The sequence below is a fragment of the Delftia sp. CH05 genome (assembly GCF_009827015.1).
Lineage (GTDB): Bacteria > Pseudomonadota > Gammaproteobacteria > Burkholderiales > Burkholderiaceae_C > Comamonas > Comamonas tsuruhatensis.
The window spans coordinates 1-15279 of record NZ_WUMG01000073.1; the positions used below are offsets into that span (position 1 = coordinate 1).

General features: G+C 68.3%; 13 protein-coding genes and 1 rRNA gene. 3 read left to right on the forward strand and 11 right to left on the reverse strand.

Annotated elements, in window-relative coordinates; all coding sequences use genetic code 11:
- From GRX31_RS29310 to GRX31_RS29340, 7 genes are all read right to left on the reverse strand, one after another.
- Positions 1-1783 (reverse strand): ABC transporter ATP-binding protein (locus GRX31_RS29310; RefSeq protein ID WP_160856057.1); only part of this gene is annotated, 1783 nt, incomplete at its 3' end.
- 163 nt (positions 1784-1946) lie between these two features.
- Entirely contained in the window at positions 1947-2984 is a 1038-nt protein-coding gene (locus GRX31_RS29315) for a FecR domain-containing protein (protein ID WP_160856059.1), read from the reverse strand.
- A gap of 9 nt (positions 2985-2993) precedes the next feature.
- Positions 2994-3512, reverse strand: coding sequence for a sigma-70 family RNA polymerase sigma factor (locus tag GRX31_RS29320; protein WP_017405492.1), 519 nt, complete (start codon positions 3510-3512; stop codon positions 2994-2996).
- 103 nt (positions 3513-3615) lie between these two features.
- Positions 3616-4920, reverse strand: a complete 1305-nt coding sequence (locus tag GRX31_RS29325; protein WP_160856061.1) for an SGNH/GDSL hydrolase family protein — start codon at positions 4918-4920, stop codon at positions 3616-3618.
- A 200-nt stretch (positions 4921-5120) separates the two neighbouring features.
- Positions 5121-6635, reverse strand: coding sequence for a tripartite tricarboxylate transporter permease (locus GRX31_RS29330; protein ID WP_016449639.1), 1515 nt, complete (start codon positions 6633-6635; stop codon positions 5121-5123).
- The gene (locus GRX31_RS29335; protein ID WP_016454030.1) at positions 6635-7204 is read right to left on the reverse strand and encodes a tripartite tricarboxylate transporter TctB family protein; all 570 of its coding nucleotides are present in this window, start codon (positions 7202-7204) and stop codon (positions 6635-6637) included. Before GRX31_RS29335 ends, GRX31_RS29330 begins: the two co-directional genes overlap by 1 nt.
- 216 nt (positions 7205-7420) lie before the next feature.
- Positions 7421-8380 (reverse strand): Bug family tripartite tricarboxylate transporter substrate binding protein, encoded by a 960-nt coding sequence (locus tag GRX31_RS29340; protein ID WP_016449641.1) that lies wholly within the window; start codon positions 8378-8380, stop codon positions 7421-7423.
- 100 nt (positions 8381-8480) lie between these two features.
- Here GRX31_RS29340 and GRX31_RS29345 point away from each other — a divergent pair, with 100 nt between their 5' ends.
- From GRX31_RS29345 to GRX31_RS29355, 3 genes are read left to right on the forward strand one after another with little or no spacing between them, the layout of a single operon-like run.
- Positions 8481-9203: a response regulator transcription factor gene (locus GRX31_RS29345; protein ID WP_016449642.1), complete on the forward strand. Its 723-nt coding sequence runs from the start codon at positions 8481-8483 to the stop codon at positions 9201-9203.
- A gap of 25 nt (positions 9204-9228) precedes the next feature.
- On the forward strand, positions 9229-10716 hold the full coding sequence (locus GRX31_RS29350; RefSeq protein ID WP_016454029.1) for a sensor histidine kinase: 1488 nt from the start codon (positions 9229-9231) through the stop codon (positions 10714-10716).
- 4 nt (positions 10717-10720) lie between these two features.
- Positions 10721-11170 carry an RNA-binding S4 domain-containing protein gene (locus tag GRX31_RS29355; RefSeq protein ID WP_160856063.1) on the forward strand — a complete coding sequence of 150 codons (450 nt, stop codon included), beginning with the start codon at positions 10721-10723 and terminating at the stop codon, positions 11168-11170.
- A 100-nt stretch (positions 11171-11270) separates the two neighbouring features.
- On the opposite strand, the gene GRX31_RS29360 is transcribed toward GRX31_RS29355, so the two are convergent.
- The 4 genes from GRX31_RS29360 to rrf form a co-directional block, all read right to left on the reverse strand.
- Positions 11271-12644, reverse strand: coding sequence for a uracil-xanthine permease family protein (locus GRX31_RS29360; protein WP_160856065.1), 1374 nt, complete (start codon positions 12642-12644; stop codon positions 11271-11273).
- Between the two features lie 47 nt (positions 12645-12691).
- Entirely contained in the window at positions 12692-14101 is a 1410-nt protein-coding gene (gene guaD / locus GRX31_RS29365; protein ID WP_160856067.1) for a guanine deaminase, read from the reverse strand.
- 19 nt (positions 14102-14120) lie between these two features.
- A complete protein-coding gene (locus GRX31_RS29370) occupies positions 14121-14864 on the reverse strand; it encodes a 16S rRNA pseudouridine(516) synthase (RefSeq protein ID WP_016454025.1) in 744 nt (247 codons plus the stop codon).
- A 126-nt stretch (positions 14865-14990) separates the two neighbouring features.
- Positions 14991-15103, reverse strand: a 5S ribosomal RNA gene (rrf, locus tag GRX31_RS29375).
- Positions 15104-15279 lie beyond the last annotated feature (176 nt).

Consider the following 15279-nt stretch of genomic DNA (forward strand, 5'->3'; position numbering starts at 1 on the left):
GGGTGGAAGGCAGGGATTGGGAGGGCTGTGATTCGTACCCGCCCAGCGCCCACAGCCGTGCGTAGCGTCCGCCCAGCGCCAGCAGCTCGGCATGGCGGCCGCGCTCGCGGATGGCTCCGCCTTCCACCACCAGGATCTGGTCCGCATGCATGACGGTGTCCAGCCGGTGGGCGATGACCAACAGGGTGCGTCCGGCGGCCAGGCGCGACAGGGCCTGCTGGATGGCGGCCTCGCTCTCGGCATCGGCAGCGGCCGTGGGCTCGTCCAGCACCAGCACGGGCGCATCCAGCAGCACGGCGCGCGCAATGCTCAGGCGCTGCTGCTCGCCGCCGGACAACTGGGCGTCTTCGCCGATCACCGAGTCATATCCGCGCGGCAGCGCCAGGATGCGTTCATGGATGTGGGCGGCGCGCGCCGCCTCTTCCACCTCCTGCGCGCTGGCCGAGGGCCGGCCCAGGGCGATGTTCTCGCGCACGCTGGCGTGCACCAGGCGCACGTCCTGCAGCATAAAGGCCAGGTGGCGGTACAACTGCAGGGTCTCGATCTGCCGCAGGTCCACCCCGCCCAGCGTGATGCGCCCTTCGTTCGGGTCGAAGAAGCGCAGCAGCAGCCGGGCGAGCGTGGACTTGCCCGCGCCCGAGGCACCGACCACGGCGGTCACCGTGCCGGGCCTGAGCGTGAAATCCATGCCCTTGAGCACGTCATGCCCCGCCTCGTAGGCATGGCCCACGCCTTCGAAGCGGACTTCGCAGCCTTGGGGCAGCCTGCATTGATGGGCGGCCGGTTGCTCCAGCACGGGCGTGCGCAGCAGCGCCTGCACGCGCTGGGCAGCGCCCGTGGCGTGATTGAGCGCATGCAGGTTGAAGCTGAGCAGCTGCAGCGGCGCGCTGATGCCCGGCGCCACCAGGGCAAAGGGCAGCACGTCCACGGGCGCCATCCAGCCCAGAGCCGTGAACAGCGTGCCAAAGGCCAGCACCACCCCCAGCACGGCCACGGGCGCGATCAGCGCATTGGCATTGGCGCGCGCCGACACCAGCGGACGCGCAAAGCCTAGGAAGGCGTCGGTAAAGCCATCGACGGACTCGCGGTAGCTGCCATGGGCGCGCCCGCTGGCACCAAAGGCCTTGACCACGGGAATGCCGTGCACGAACTCCACCACCGCGTTGTTGATGCGCGCCAGTCCCGCGCCAAAGGCCGGCATGTGGGCGCCGCTGGCCTGCATGGCATGGCGCATCACCAGAAAGAAGATGCCGAACGGCAGCGCCGAGACCAGGGCCATGCGCCAGTCCATGGCCACCAGGTAGACCGCAGAAGCGGCCACCGTGCCCGCGCCGCGCCCCACCGTGGTGTAGAAGTGCGCGGTCAGCTCGTGCAGGGTGGCCACGTCGTCCTGCATGGCCTGCTTGACCTGGCCCGAGGCCCGCTCGGTGAACCAGCCCAGCGGCACACGCGCCAGCCGCTGCATGGCCGACAGGCGCAGCCCGTGGGTGAGGCGGTTGTCGGCCAGATGGGCAACCAGCTCGCCCGCCGACACCAGGGCCATGCCCGCAAACAGGCAGACAAGGCACAGCGCGATGACGCGCCAGGCATCTGCCGCCACCATGCCGCCATCGGCCAGCGCCAGCCGCGCGATATGGGCGATGCCGGCCAGCGGCGCCAGCGCCAGCACGGCGCCCGCAAACGACAGCAGCGCGGCAAGAACAAGCTGCGCGCGGATGGGCTGCAGCGTCTGCGCAATGGGGCCGGGGCCGGCCTGGGCGTCATCGGCCTCGGGTGAGTGCATGGGTTCTCCTGGAAGGCATGGCGGAACAGAAAAGAACAGAAAACAAGGGCTCTTGCCTGTCTTCCGAACGAGAACGCCAAACCCTCAATCCCCAGGGGCAGAAAGTTGAATCAGCCGGTAACGGGTTCCGAGAAACGGGGAAGGCGCCGCGATGAAAGAAGCCTCAGCCCGCCGCCTGCACCGTGACCCAGTAGCGCGTGCGCGAGACCACCTGCACGGGCAGGCCCAGCGCCAGGTTGTGCAGGGCGCGGTCGGTATCGCGCAATGAGAACACGCCCGTGACGCGCAGGCCGCCCACCTGCGGGTCGCAGCGCAGCAGGCCCGTGCGGTAGCGCGCCAGTTCGGCCACCAGCTCGCCCAGCGGCATGTTGTCGGCCACCAGCACGCCGCGCGCCCAGGCGGCGGCACTTTCCTGCGCAGGCACCGGAGCCCGGGCCTGCTCGCCAGTGAAGACGGCGCCCTGCCCCGCATCCACGCGCACCACCTGGCCCGGCGCCCTGGCAGGACGCACCTCCACCGCGCCCTCGAACACGGCCACGCGTGAATGCTCTTCTTCCTGGCGCAGCGTGAAGCGCGTGCCCAGGGCCTGCACCGTGCCGTGGCGCGAGCGCACGCGCAGCGGGCGGGGTGTGCTTTGCGGATCGGGCGCGGTGGTGACGAGGATTTCGCCGGCGCGCAGCAGGATCAGGCGCTCGGCCTCGTCAAAGCGCAGGTCGATGGCCGAGGCCGAGGCCAGCACCACCTGCGTGCCATCCGGCAGCGTGATCTCTCGGACTTCACCACGCGCCGTGCCATGGCTGGCGGCGGCGACCTGCCATGCATCGGTGCCGCGCACCACATGGGCAATGCCTCCGGCCGTGGCCATGAGGCCCAGCAACTGCATGGCACGGCGGCGGCCCCGGGGCGCCGGCGACGCAGCGGAGGTGTCCGCCAGCGTATGCCGTGCAATGCCGCCGGGCACGCTGCGCAGCTTGTCGTCAAAGGCCTGCAGCCGGCTCCAGGCCAGCTCGTGCCGCGGATGCTCGGCACGCCAGCGGGCGCAAGCGGCGCGGTCTTCGTCGTTGGCGTCGTCAGCCCACAGGCGTGCCATCCATTCGGCGGCGCGCTGGACGATGGCCGGCTCCAGCGGCTCGCTGGCGGACGCAGTTGCGCAGGCGTCAGTGGATGCGGCTGACGCGGCCGATGCCGGAGATGAAGACATGCCGGCCACTCAGCACACGGCGCCGTGCAGCGCCTGGTAGCAGGCCAGCAGGCCGGCAGCGATGTATTTCTCCACCGAGGACACGGACACGCCCAGCTCGGCCGCGATATCTCGGTAGGCCATGCCGTCGAGCTTGCACAGCAGCAGGGCCTTGCGCGCCTTGGGCGGCAGGCCGTTCAGCGCGGCATCGATCTCGACCAGGGCCTCCAGCGCCAGGGCACGTGTTTCTTCGGAGGGCGCCATCTGCTCGGGCAGCAGGGCCAGGGCTTCAAGGTAGGCCGCCTCCACGCGGCGGCGCCGGTACAGGTCGATCACCAGGCCATTGGCGATCTGGGTGAGATGGCGGCGGCGCTCATCGGCCGGGGGAACGCGGCCCGTGCGCAGCAACTGCAGGTAGACGTCGTGCGCCAGATCGGCCGCATCAAAGGCATTGCCCAGCTTGCGGCGCAGCAGGCCGCGCAACCAGCCGTGGTGATCGGTGTAGAGAATTTCGACTTGTTGCTGAAGCGCAAACTCGGCGGCGGCCACAGTACCCCTCCCTGTGCCCCAGGGCGCAGGCACGCCGGGGACGTATGACAAATGAGAACCATTTGCATTTTATATGGAAGCCAGCCCCCGCCGCCGCGACGCACTAGCGCTGCGGCAGGCCGGGCAGTATGGCGTTCAGGTCTACCGCGTTGGCCATGGCGCGGTTGCCTTCGTCGCCAGGATGCAGGTGGTCGCCCGAGTCGAAGCGCGCCGCCATGCGTGCCGGGTGGGCGCTGTCGCGCAGCACGGCGTCGAAGTCGATGACGGCATCGAAGGCGCCGCCCAACCGTATCCATGCATTCACCTGCCGCCGCAGGTCGTCCTTGCCGTCCTGGTAGTAGTCGTCCAGCGGCGTGCCTGGCAAGGCGCCCTCGAAAGGCGGCAAGGTGGCGCCGATCACGCGCAGGCCGTGGCTGCGCGCCCTGGCAACCAGCTGGCAATAGCCCTCTGCCATGTCCTGCAGCGTGGGGCGCTGCGCCCGCGGCGCAAAGGCCGTGCCGGGCCAGGAAATATCGTTGATGCCCAGCAGCACGATGAGGCTGCGCACACCGGGCTGGGCCAGCACATCACGCTCCAGCCGCGCCAGGGCATGCTCGCCCATGCCATCGGACAGCAGGCGCGCCCCCGAGATGCCGGCATTGACCACCGCCGCGCCGTGCGGCGCAAGGCGCGCGGCCAGGAAATCCGGCCAACGGCTGTCCCTGTCCAGGCTGGCCGTGGCACCGTCGGTGATGGAGTCGCCCATCACCGCTACCACGGGCGCCGCAGCTTCTGCCTCGACCTCTATGCCCGCCAACAGCGGGCGGGCCGTGCTGCTGATTGCGCCAGGGTCCGAAGTCCGCAGCGCCGCAGCCGCGGACTGGTCGCCCGCCACGATCCAGCCGGTCTGACGCCCATCCCAGTGAAAACTCTGCACAGGCGTGGCACCGGGCAGGTACAGGCTCACGGCCACCTGCGACAGCGAGGCCAGCGGCAAGGCCACAGGGTCGCTGACCAGGGATGCGCCTGCGGCAATGGTGGCTTGCGCGCTGCCGCCAAAGGTCACAGCCTGCAGGCTGCCGGACTCGACGGCGCCTGCCGGCAACGGCTTTGCCACGGTCGCCCTGCCCACGGTCACAGGCTGGCCGCCGTAGGCGTTGGACAGCACGATACGCAGGCGCGGCCCGCCCAGGCTGATGCGTGCCACCTGGCGCACGGTCTGGTCCTGCAGCACAGCGGGCAGGTTGGTAGGAAAGAGGAAGTCCGCCCCCCAGACCGGCTGCGGGCTGGCCTGCCACGTGGCAGCCCAGTGGGAGGCTTCAGCCGAACCCGCCGGCGCCGTTGAATCCGCCATGGCTGGCGTGGAAATCACAAGCGCCAGAAGGGCCGCGCCCGAGGCCGTGGAAAGCGATGGAAAAAGTTGCAGCATGCAAGGAATCCGATGTCTGTCGATGGCTGGATCATGGATTCAAGGGCGGCGCGGGACTAGACGGTCTGCTGGAACACCATCTGTGAATGGAAGGCATCAACCAGCTGACGAAAAAAGCCCCTGCCTCGGAAGGCAGGGGCTGTCAGGGGCCCGTGGACGCCATGCGTAGCATCGACGGGCCGGCTAGCAACGGGTTGGCGTCAGCCGGCAGTGGCCTGCGGCGAGGGCTTGGGCTGCAGGCGCTTGAGCACGCGCGGCACGATGAGCACGCAGGCCACGATGATGATCAGCGTCAGCGACATGGGGCGCTGCAGGAAGATCCACCAGCTGCCTTCGCCGATGGACACGGCGTTGCGCATCTGCGCCTCGGCCAGGGGGCCCAGGATCATGCCCACCACCACGGGCGCGGTGGGGAAGTCGAAGCGGCGCATGATCACGCCCAGTACGCCGATGCCGTACAGCAGGAACAGGTCGAACGCGCTCTGGCGCATGCCGTAGGCACCCACGGTGGCGAAGATCAGGATGCCGGCGTACAGCTGGGGACGCGGGATCTTCAGCAGCTTGACCCACAGGCCCACCATGGGCAGGTTGAGCACCAGCAGCATCAGGTTGCCGATGTACAGCGAGGCGATCAGCGCCCAGACCAGGGCCGCGGACGAACTGAACAGCTGCGGGCCGGGGTTGATGCCGTAGTTCTGGAAGGCGCCCAGCAGCACGGCCGTGGTGTTGCTGGTGGGAATGCCCAGGGTCAGCAGCGGGATCAGCGCGGCGGTCACGGTGGCGTTGTTGGCCGCCTCTGGGCCGGCCACGCCTTCGATGGCGCCCTTGGTGCCGAACTCCGCACGGTCCTCGCCCTTGGCCAGTTTCTTCTCGGTGGCATAGCTCAGGAAGGTCGGAATCTCGGTGCCGCCGGCGGGAATGCAGCCGAAGGGCGTGCCGATGACGGTGCCGCGCAGCCACGCGGGCCACGAACGCTTCCAGTCACGGCCGGTCATGTGCACGCGGCCCATCTTGTTTTGCGTATCGACGACCTTGCCTTCGTACATGGCGGCGTACAGCACTTCGGCCACGGCGAACAGGCCCACGGCCACGAGCACGATGTCCACGCCGTCCAGCAGTTCCATCTTGCCCATGGTGTAGCGCGCAGCGCCCGAGATCTGGTCCATGCCGATGCAGCCCAGCGCCAGCCCCAGGAACAGGGCCGTCATGCCGCGCAGCGCGCTCTGGCCCAGCACGGCGCTCACGGTGGTGAAGGCCAGCACCATCAGCATGAAGTACTCGGGCGGGCCCAGCTTGACGGCGAAGTCGGCCACCGAAGGCGCGAACAGCGTGACGACCACGGTGGCCACGGTGCCGGCCACGAAGGAGCCGATGGCGGAGGTGGCCAGCGCGGCGCCCGCGCGGCCGCTCTTGGCCATCTTGTTGCCCTCCATGGCCGTGACCATGCTCGCGGTCTCCCCGGGCGTGTTCAGCAGGATGGAGGTGGTGGAGCCGCCGTACATGGCGCCGTAGTAGATGCCCGCGAAGAAGATCATCGAGGCGGTGACATCGACCTTGGCGGTGATGGGCAGCAGCATGGCCACGGCCACGGCCGGTCCGATGCCGGGCAGCACGCCCACGGCCGTGCCCAGGGCGCAGCCGACCAGGGCCCACAGCAGGTTGGCCGGTGTGATGGCGGTGGCAAAGCCCGCCAGCAGTGCGTCAAAGATTTCCATTACAGCCACCCCGTCTCAGTCAGGCCCGGCAGGTTGATCGCCAGGAATTGCGTGAAGGCCCAGAACACGGGCGCCGAGATCAGCAGCCCGGTGACCACGTCCTTGGCCCAGGTGATGGGCTTGCCCGCCTGGGCCTGGCCGCCGGCACGGCGCAGGCCCTGCACGGCCAGCACGTAGCAGACGGTGCAGCTGACGATGAAGCCCACGGTGCCGATCAGCACGGCATTGACCAGCAGGCCCGTCGACACCCAGACGAAGGCGCCGATGTCGGCTCGTGGGTGGCCGCCCCCGCAAGAGGCTTCGCGAAAGCCGCCCGTGCGTGCCTCCCAGACCAGCCAGGCGCCGCAGACTGCGAGCACCAAGGCACACAGCCAGGGCAGGAAATTGGGGCCGACGCCGCCGTAGCCGGCATCGCCAGGGATTTGCAGCGCGCCGAAGGCCAGGCCTGCGGCGACAAGCAGCACGCCGGAGCCGACGATGGTCTGCGCGCGTACCGAGGGAAAGCCGCTGGGCTCATCGGCCTGGGCGGCATCCGTGGCAAGTGGATTGGGTTGTGAGGACTCGGACATGGTCAGTTCCTGGCCGCAGCGGGACCGGCGACCGGGCCGGCCACCGCTGCAGACGTGGGGAAAAAATTAAGCCGCCGGGGCCTGCGAGCCGCTGGCGCGGCGCGCGGGCATCTTCCGCTTCTTGAAGTAGGCGCTGCGACTGGCGCCTGCCGTGGCCCGCAGGAGTGCGGGCCTGTTGCTGCACCGACCCCGCAAGAGGCCGGTGCAGCAGCTCGATCACACCATGCCGGACTTGACCATGGTGGCGCGCAGGCTCGCGAACTCCTGGTCCACGAACTCGCCGAAGGCATCGCCGGCCAGCCATGCAGGCGTCCAGTCGTTCTTCTGCAGCGCCTCGGCCCAGGCCTTGCTCTTGGTGGCCTTCTCGATCATGGCGACCAGCGCATCGCGCTGTGCCTTGGTGATGCCGGGCGCGCCGTACACGCCGCGCCAGTTGCCGATCTCCACGTTGATGCCCTGCTCCTTGAGCGTGGGCACGTCCACGCCCTTCAGGCGCTGGCCCGAGGTCACGCCGATGGGCTTCATCTTGCCGGTGCCGATGTACTCGGCGAACTCGCTGTAGCCGCTGCCGCCCACGGTGACGTTGCCGCCCAGGATGGCGGAGATGGCCTCGCCGCCTCCACGGAATGCCACGTAGTTGATCTTGGAGGGATCGACGCCGACTTCACGCGCAATCATGGCCGCCGCAATGTGCTCGGTGGAGCCGCGCGAGCCGCCGCCCCACTTGACGGAGCCCGGGTCCTTCTTGAGCTGGGCGATCACCTCGGCCATGTTCTTGAAGGGCGAGTTGGCGGGCAGCACGAAGACGTTGTACTCGCTGGTCAGGCGGGCCAGCGGCGTGGCCTGCGTGAGGTTCACGGGCGGCTTGCCCGTGATGATGCCGCCCAGCATGACGGCGCCCATGACCATCATGGCGTTGGGATCGCCCTTGCTGCCGTTGACAAACTGCGCAAGGCCGATGGCGCCGGCGGCGCCACCCTTGTTGTCATAGGTGACGGAAGCAGCCTGACCAGCGTCCTGCAAAGCCTTGCCCAGGGCACGGCCCGTGGTGTCCCAGCCGCCGCCGGGGTTGGCCGGCAGCATCATCTTGACGGCTGCCGCAGCCTGCGCAGACAGCGGCAGGCTGCCTGCGGCGGCCAGTGCGGCCAGCGACTTCAGAAAAGTATCACGACGCATGGTTTGACTCCTTGTGTTGTAAGGCTGTCGATGATCGGTTCGCTACCTGTCAAATGGCTGTCCAAACCCCTAGGGGAATCCCTAGATCGCTCTCGCCACGATGGCCTGCATCGCGCCCGGTGCTAACGTCCGGCCCATGCAATTGCTGCTCGTAGAAGATGACAACGCCATGCGCACCACGCTGCAGCGCACGCTGATCCGGCGCGGCATCCAGGTGGAGACGGCGGCCGACGGGCCCTCGGCCCTGGCGCAGTGGCTGGTGCGCGAGCCCGACGCCGTGGTGCTGGACCTGAGCCTGCCCGGCCTGGACGGCCTGCAGGTGCTGGAGCGTGCGCGCGGCCAGGGCCTGCGCACGCCCGTGCTCATCCTGACTGCGCGCGGCACCGTGGGCGACCGCGTGCTGGGCCTGAACGCCGGTGCCGACGACTACCTGGCCAAGCCCTTCGACCTCGACGAGCTGGAGGCCCGGCTGCGCGCCCTGCTGCGCCGCAGCAGCGACAGCTTCACGCCCAAGCCGCCGCCCGAGACCATCGCCATGGGTGCGCTGCGCTACGACAAGGCCAGCGGCGCCATCCACCGCGATGGCGAGATCATGGAGCTGACGCCGCGCGAGCTGGCCCTGATGCACGCCCTGCTGGCACGCCCCGGCCATGCCGTGGCCAAGGAGCGTCTGTTCGCGCTGGTGTTTCCCGGCGAGTCGGACGTGCAGTACGAAGCCGTGGAAGTCGTCGCCTACCGGTTGCGCAAGAAGCTGTCGGGCACGGGCGTGCAGCTGGTCACGCTGCGCGGCCTGGGCTATCTGCTCAAGGCCGAGTCGGCCTGAGGCACTCCACCACTCACCGCAGCCCATGCGCGACCCCGGTCTTCCCCTTCCCGCCCCCGCGCGCACGCGCCAGCCCTGGTCGCTGCGCCGCCAGCTGCTGACGGGCATTCTCGTGCCCGTCATTCTGTTCATTGGCTTCAATACCTGGAGCCTGTACCACCAGACGCTGGCTGCGCTGAACACCGCCTATGACCGCACGCTGCTGGCCTCGGCCAAGAGCATCAGCGAGCAGCTGGATGTGACGGGCTATGACGAGTCCGCCCAGCTGCATGCCATCGTTCCCTACTCGGCGCTGGAGATCTTCGAGGCCGACAACCAGAGCCGCATGTTCTACCGCGTCTCCACGCTGGAGGGGGAAATGGTGTCGGGCTTTGGCGAGCTGCCCATGTGGCACGGCGTCATTCCCCAGCGCCCGCCCTACGCGGCCCTGGTCGACTTCTACGACGCACAGTTCCGGGGCCGGCCCGTGCGCATGGCCGTGCTGCTGCAGCCCGTGGCCAGCGCCAAGGGGCGCGGCATGGCCGTGATCCAGGTGGCCGAGACGCTGGAGCTGCGTGAAGCGCTGGCCCTGCAGATCCTGCGCACCACGCTGGCGCGGCAGGCCCTGCTGGTGGCCGCCGTGGCGCTGATCGTGATCTTCGTCGTCCAGCGCGCCACACAGCCCGTGCGCCGGCTCAGCAGCGACCTGCGATCGCGCCCGCGCGGCGACCTGAGCCCGCTGTCGGCACCCTCAGCACCGCGCGAGTTGCAGCCGCTGCTGGAGGCCATCAACCAGCTCATGCTGCGGCTGCGCCAGCTGCTGTCGGACCAGAAGCGCTTTGTGCGCGACGCGTCGCACCAGCTGCGCACGCCGCTGGCCGTGCTCAAGGCACAGCTGCAGTCGGCCCAGCGCGGCGATGTGCCAGCCGAGCAGGCCTTTGAGGAAATCGGCGCCACCGTGGACCGCGCCACGCGCCTGGCCAACCAGATGCTGGCGCTGGCCAAGGTCGAGCAGCTGCGCCAGGAAGACAGCGCCGAGCCCGCATCGCCCGCGCCCAGCCTGCTGGACGAAGTGGTGCGCGACGTGGCCATCGAACTGTCGCCGCTGATTGCGGAGCAGGACATCGACTTTTCCATAGACACGGAGCCCTGCCCCGTTCCTGCCCACGAATGGATGCTGCGCGAGCTCACGCGCAACCTGCTGCACAACGCCATACGCCACATGCCTGCGGCCGGCAGCCTGCACATCAGCGTGCACCAGGCCGGCAGCCAGGCCGTGCTCAGCCTGCGCGACAGCGGGCCGGGCATAGACAGCGAGCTGGCGCAGAGGCTGTTCCAGCCATTTTCGGCCGGCAATGCGCGCAGCGGCTCGGGCCTGGGGCTGGCCATCTGCCACGAGATCGTGCAGACGCTGGGCGGCGCCATCGAGCTGCGCAACATCTACCGGCAAGGCCTGGTCTGCGGACTGCATGCGCACGTGGCGATTCCGCTGCAGCCGGCCACTGGCAAGCACCCCGCGCCGCGCGCACAATAACGCCATGACCGATATCGAATCCATGCGTCTGGACAAATGGCTGTGGTGCGCGCGCTTCTACAAGACGCGCAGCCTGGCGACGGAGGAAATCGGCAAGGGCCGCGTCACCGTCAACGGAGCCCTGGTCAAGCCCGCGCGCGAGGTGCGCTGCGGCGACACCGTGGCACTGCGCCAGGGCCAGGTCCCGCGCACCGTGGTCATCCGCGGCCTCTCAGGCATGCGGGGCCCCGCCCCCGTGGCCCAGGCCCTGTACGAGGAAACCGCCGAAAGCCTGGCCGAGCGCGAACGGCTGGCAGAGCAGCGCTGGCTGGCTCCGGAGCCCGCCAGCAGCATCGCCAGCCAGCACGAAGGCCGCCCCACCAAGCGCGACCGCCGCCAGATCGACCAGGTGCGCGAGCGCGGCAGCTGGGACAGCCGCTGGAGCGCCTCCATCGACGATCTGGACCGGCGCTGAATCGCACGGCCCTGCCCGCCTCTTCCAGCAAAAAAGGCCATGTGCAACAACTGCGCATGGCCTTTTTGCATGGATTTGCGGGAAGCAGGCCCTGCGGCGTTCAGACCACCTGGTCCCTGGCCGGGGCGTCGTCATCCTGCGCGCGCGGCAGGATGAGGTTCATCACCATGGCGGCCATGGCGCCCACGGTCACGGCCGAGCCCAGCAGGTACTGCAGCATGTCCGGCAGGCTCTGCACCCAGTCCTTGGGGGCCAGGGTGGCAAAGAAGGAGCAGATGATGGGCACGCCCACCACCAGCATGGCACGCTCGTCCAGGCGCACATGGCGCAGGATGCGGATGCCCGCCATGGCAATGGTCACGCAGACCACGGCGAACATGCCGCCGATCACGGGCGAGGGAATGGCCGCGATCAGTGCGGAGAACTTGCCCAGGAAGCCCAGGCAGGCCAGCACCAGGCCGGCTGCAATGAAAACCATGCGGCTGGCCACGCCGGTGATGGAGATCACGCCCGCATTGGTGGAGTAGCCGGTGACCGGCGTGGCACCTATCAGCGCGGCCACGCTGCAGCTCAGGCCTTCGCCCACGGCGCCACGGTCCAGCTGGCGGCTGGTGATGGGCTGGTTGATCACGGCCGAGACCGCGAACCACGTGCCCGTGGTCTCCGCCATGACCACGAGGTAGATCACGACGAAGGTGAGCACGGCGGGCAGCGAGAACTGCAGCGGATAGTCGATGCCCGCCAGCTTGGGCAGCGTGAGCCAGGGCGCATCGGCAATGGGCTGCCAGGCAAACAGCCCCATGCCCCAGGCGACGGCCGTGCCGCCAGCCAGCGCGATGATCACCGACGACAGGCGCATCCAGCGGCCCAGCCGGTTGTCGAAGCGCAGGCCCAGCATCATGGCCGCAATCAGCAGCGCCGCCGATACCGATGCCAGCGCAATGGACTGGTTGACCGTCATGCCGCCGTGGACCGCGAACACGTTGGCGCTCAGCGCAATCGGCAGCAGCGACAGCCCCACCACGAGGATGATGGTGCCGCCAACGATGGGCGGCACCAGCCAGCGGATCACGCGGTGGAACCAGCCCAGCGCACCCAGCGCGATGACGATGAGCGCGCCCGGAATCAGCGCGCCATAGACCGCTCCCATGCCGCCGAAGCCGCCGCCCGCGCCAAAGGCCACGGCCAGGATGGCACCCAGGGGAATGTAGGAAGGCCCTTGTGCCACGGGCATGCGCATGCACCAGGCCGTCTGGATCAGCGTGCCCAGTCCCGCTGCGAGGAAGGTGGACTGGATCATGGACGCCGCGTCGGCCTGAGACAGCGCCAGGGCCGAGGCAATGATGAAGGGCACGACATACACGTCCATGGCCATCACATGCTGCAGGCCCAGCAACAGGGCCTGGGAGAGCGTGACGCGGTCGTCAGGGCGGGCGATCAGGCGCCCTTCGTAGGAGGAGGTCAGTTCGGTCATGGAGCGGAAAACGCGGGAAACAGCCAGTGCGCAAACGCAGCCGGTCTTCAGGCGGGGCTGGCCGCCTGGCGCCGGTGCACGCACGCGCCCTGCACCCAGGTGCAGGCCACATTGGCACGCGTGGCATGGTGGATGATCTTCTGCAGGATGTCGGCCGGGCCGTCCTGCTCGGGCCAGATCTGCACATTGGAGTCCGGCGCCAGGCAGTCGACGGCCAGGGCATCCATGGCATGGCCGGGCTCGATGCGGCCAATGGGAAGGTCCAGCGCATCGCCACCCGCCGCCGTGGCCAGCCACAGTGCAAAGACGTGGTCGATGCGGGCCTGCACGCCCTGCCCCGCCCTGCCGCGCCGGGCGGCCGTCTGCGCCGGATCCACGCCTTCGTGCAAGGCCAGCGAGGCTGTCATGGCATGGCGGCAGGCGTCGAACATGCTGGGGCTGTAGCCCCCCGAAATGTCCGTGGCCAGTCCCATGCCCAGACCCTGCTCGCGGCCGCTGCGCGCGGGGAAAACGCTGTTGGCGAAATAGAAGTTGGATAGCGGGCAATGCGCCACCGAGGCGCCCGTGCGCGCCATCAGCGCCACGTCATCGGCCGTGAGGAAGTTGGCATGGGCCACGACCGTGCGGCGCGTGAGCAGGCCGAAATCATGCAGCGCATGCGCATCGGTGCGGCCCTGGCGTTCCAGCACATGGGCGTGGGCCCAGTCGCTTTCGGAGCAATGCGTCTGCACATGGGCGCCGGTGTGCCGAGCCAGGTCACCCAGGCCGCGCAGCAGCTCGTCGGTGCACGAAGGAATGAAACGCGGCGTGATCGCCGGCAGCACGCGCTGCTGCGCGTTGTCCGGATGCTGGCGCAGCCAGTCGATGAAGCGCGCTGTCTCGGCAATGCCTTCGGCGGCACTGGCGTCCTTGTAGAACGAAGGGCATTGCGACGGCTCGTCCATGGCCACCTTGCCGACCAGGGCGCGCTGGCCCAGGGCCAGGCAGCGTTCGGCCAGCACTTGGTTGCCCACGGCGTGGATGGTGCCGAAGTACATGGCCGTCGTCGTGCCATTGGCCAGCAGCGTACGCACCACGCTGTCGTACACCGAAGTGGCAAAGCCGGCATCGCCGTAGCGCGCTTCCAGGGGAAAGGTGTACTCCTGCAGCCAGGTTTCCAGCGGCACATCCAGGGCCTTGCCGCTTTGCGGCCACTGCGGCGCATGCACATGCAGGTCCACCATGCCGGGCAAAAGGTACTGGCCCTCGGGCAGGCGCTTCAGCGTGCCCGCTGCCGCATGCAAGGCCTCCACGGTCGTGCGCCGAGGGTCGTTCCGCTCCAGCACGGCGTCGATCATGCCGCGGCCATCCACGACGATCAGCACGTCCTGCCGGATGCGCAGTGCGTACGGCGTGGGGGCATCGAAGGCCGTGCACAGCAGGGCCCAGCCTGGGCGCGGCTCAGAGGAATTCATCATGGGAAACGACAAGAGAGCTTCACTTGGCCTTGAGCTTGGCCAGGTCCTCGACCGACAGCCAGCGCCACTGGCCCGGCTGCAGGTCCTCGGTGAGCTCCAGCTCGCCAATCTTCCAGCGGTGCAGGCCTTCAACGCGGTTGCCAACGGCGGCGATCATGCGCTTGACCTGGTGGTACTTGCCCTCGGTCAGCGTGAGGTCCAGCACATGCTCGCTCACCTGCTCGCAGGCAGCCGCCTTGACGGGCTTGGGGTCGTCATCGAGCACCACGCCCTCCAGCAGGCGCTGCACCTGCCGCGCATCCACGGCATGCTTGGTGGTCACACGGTAGACCTTGGGCACGTGCTTCTTGGGCGAACTCATGCGGTGGATGAACTGGCCATCATCGCTGAGCAGCAGCAGGCCCGTCGTGTCCTGGTCCAGCCGGCCCACGGCCTGCACGCCCTGCACGGCACCCTTGTTCGGGCGCTGGCGCAGCGGCATGGGCAAAAGCGAGTAAATGCTCGGATAGGTTGAAGGCTTTTGCGAGCACTCCGTGCCCGCCGGCTTGTGCAGCAGCACATAGCCCAGCGCGTGATAGGCCCACTCCACGCCCTGTACGCGATAGCGCAGGCCTTCAGGATCGATGTCCTGCGTGGAGTCGAGGCAACGCACCCAGTCGTTGGCCTCGGTGTCCCACAGTTCCACCCAGCCCTGCTGGACCAGGCCCGAGCACACGCGGCGGATACCGAAGCCTTGGGAATACAGAATGTCTTGCAGTTGCATGTTGGTCTTTCAAGCCGGCGCACCCACCATGGCGCACGCACATCGCGCAGGGCCGGAACAGGTATTCTGCGCAAACAAGCAAAAAACCCCGTAGCTTTGGGCTACGGGGTTTCTTGGGCTGTAAGAGCCTGACGATGACCTACTTTCACACGGGAACCCGCACTATCATCGGCGCAAAGTCGTTTCACTGTCCTGTTCGGGATGGGAAGGAGTGGTACCAACTTGCTATGGTCATCAGGCATAACTTGTTGTCATGCTGCTCTTGTGAGCAACACAACGAATTCATAGAGTCTGTAATCAGCTTTGTATTTTGACTGCGCCTTACTTGGCATAACCACCTTGATGATCAACGTCATCAAAGTTATAGGGTCAAGCCTCACGAGCAATTAGTACTGGTTAGCTTAACGCATTACTG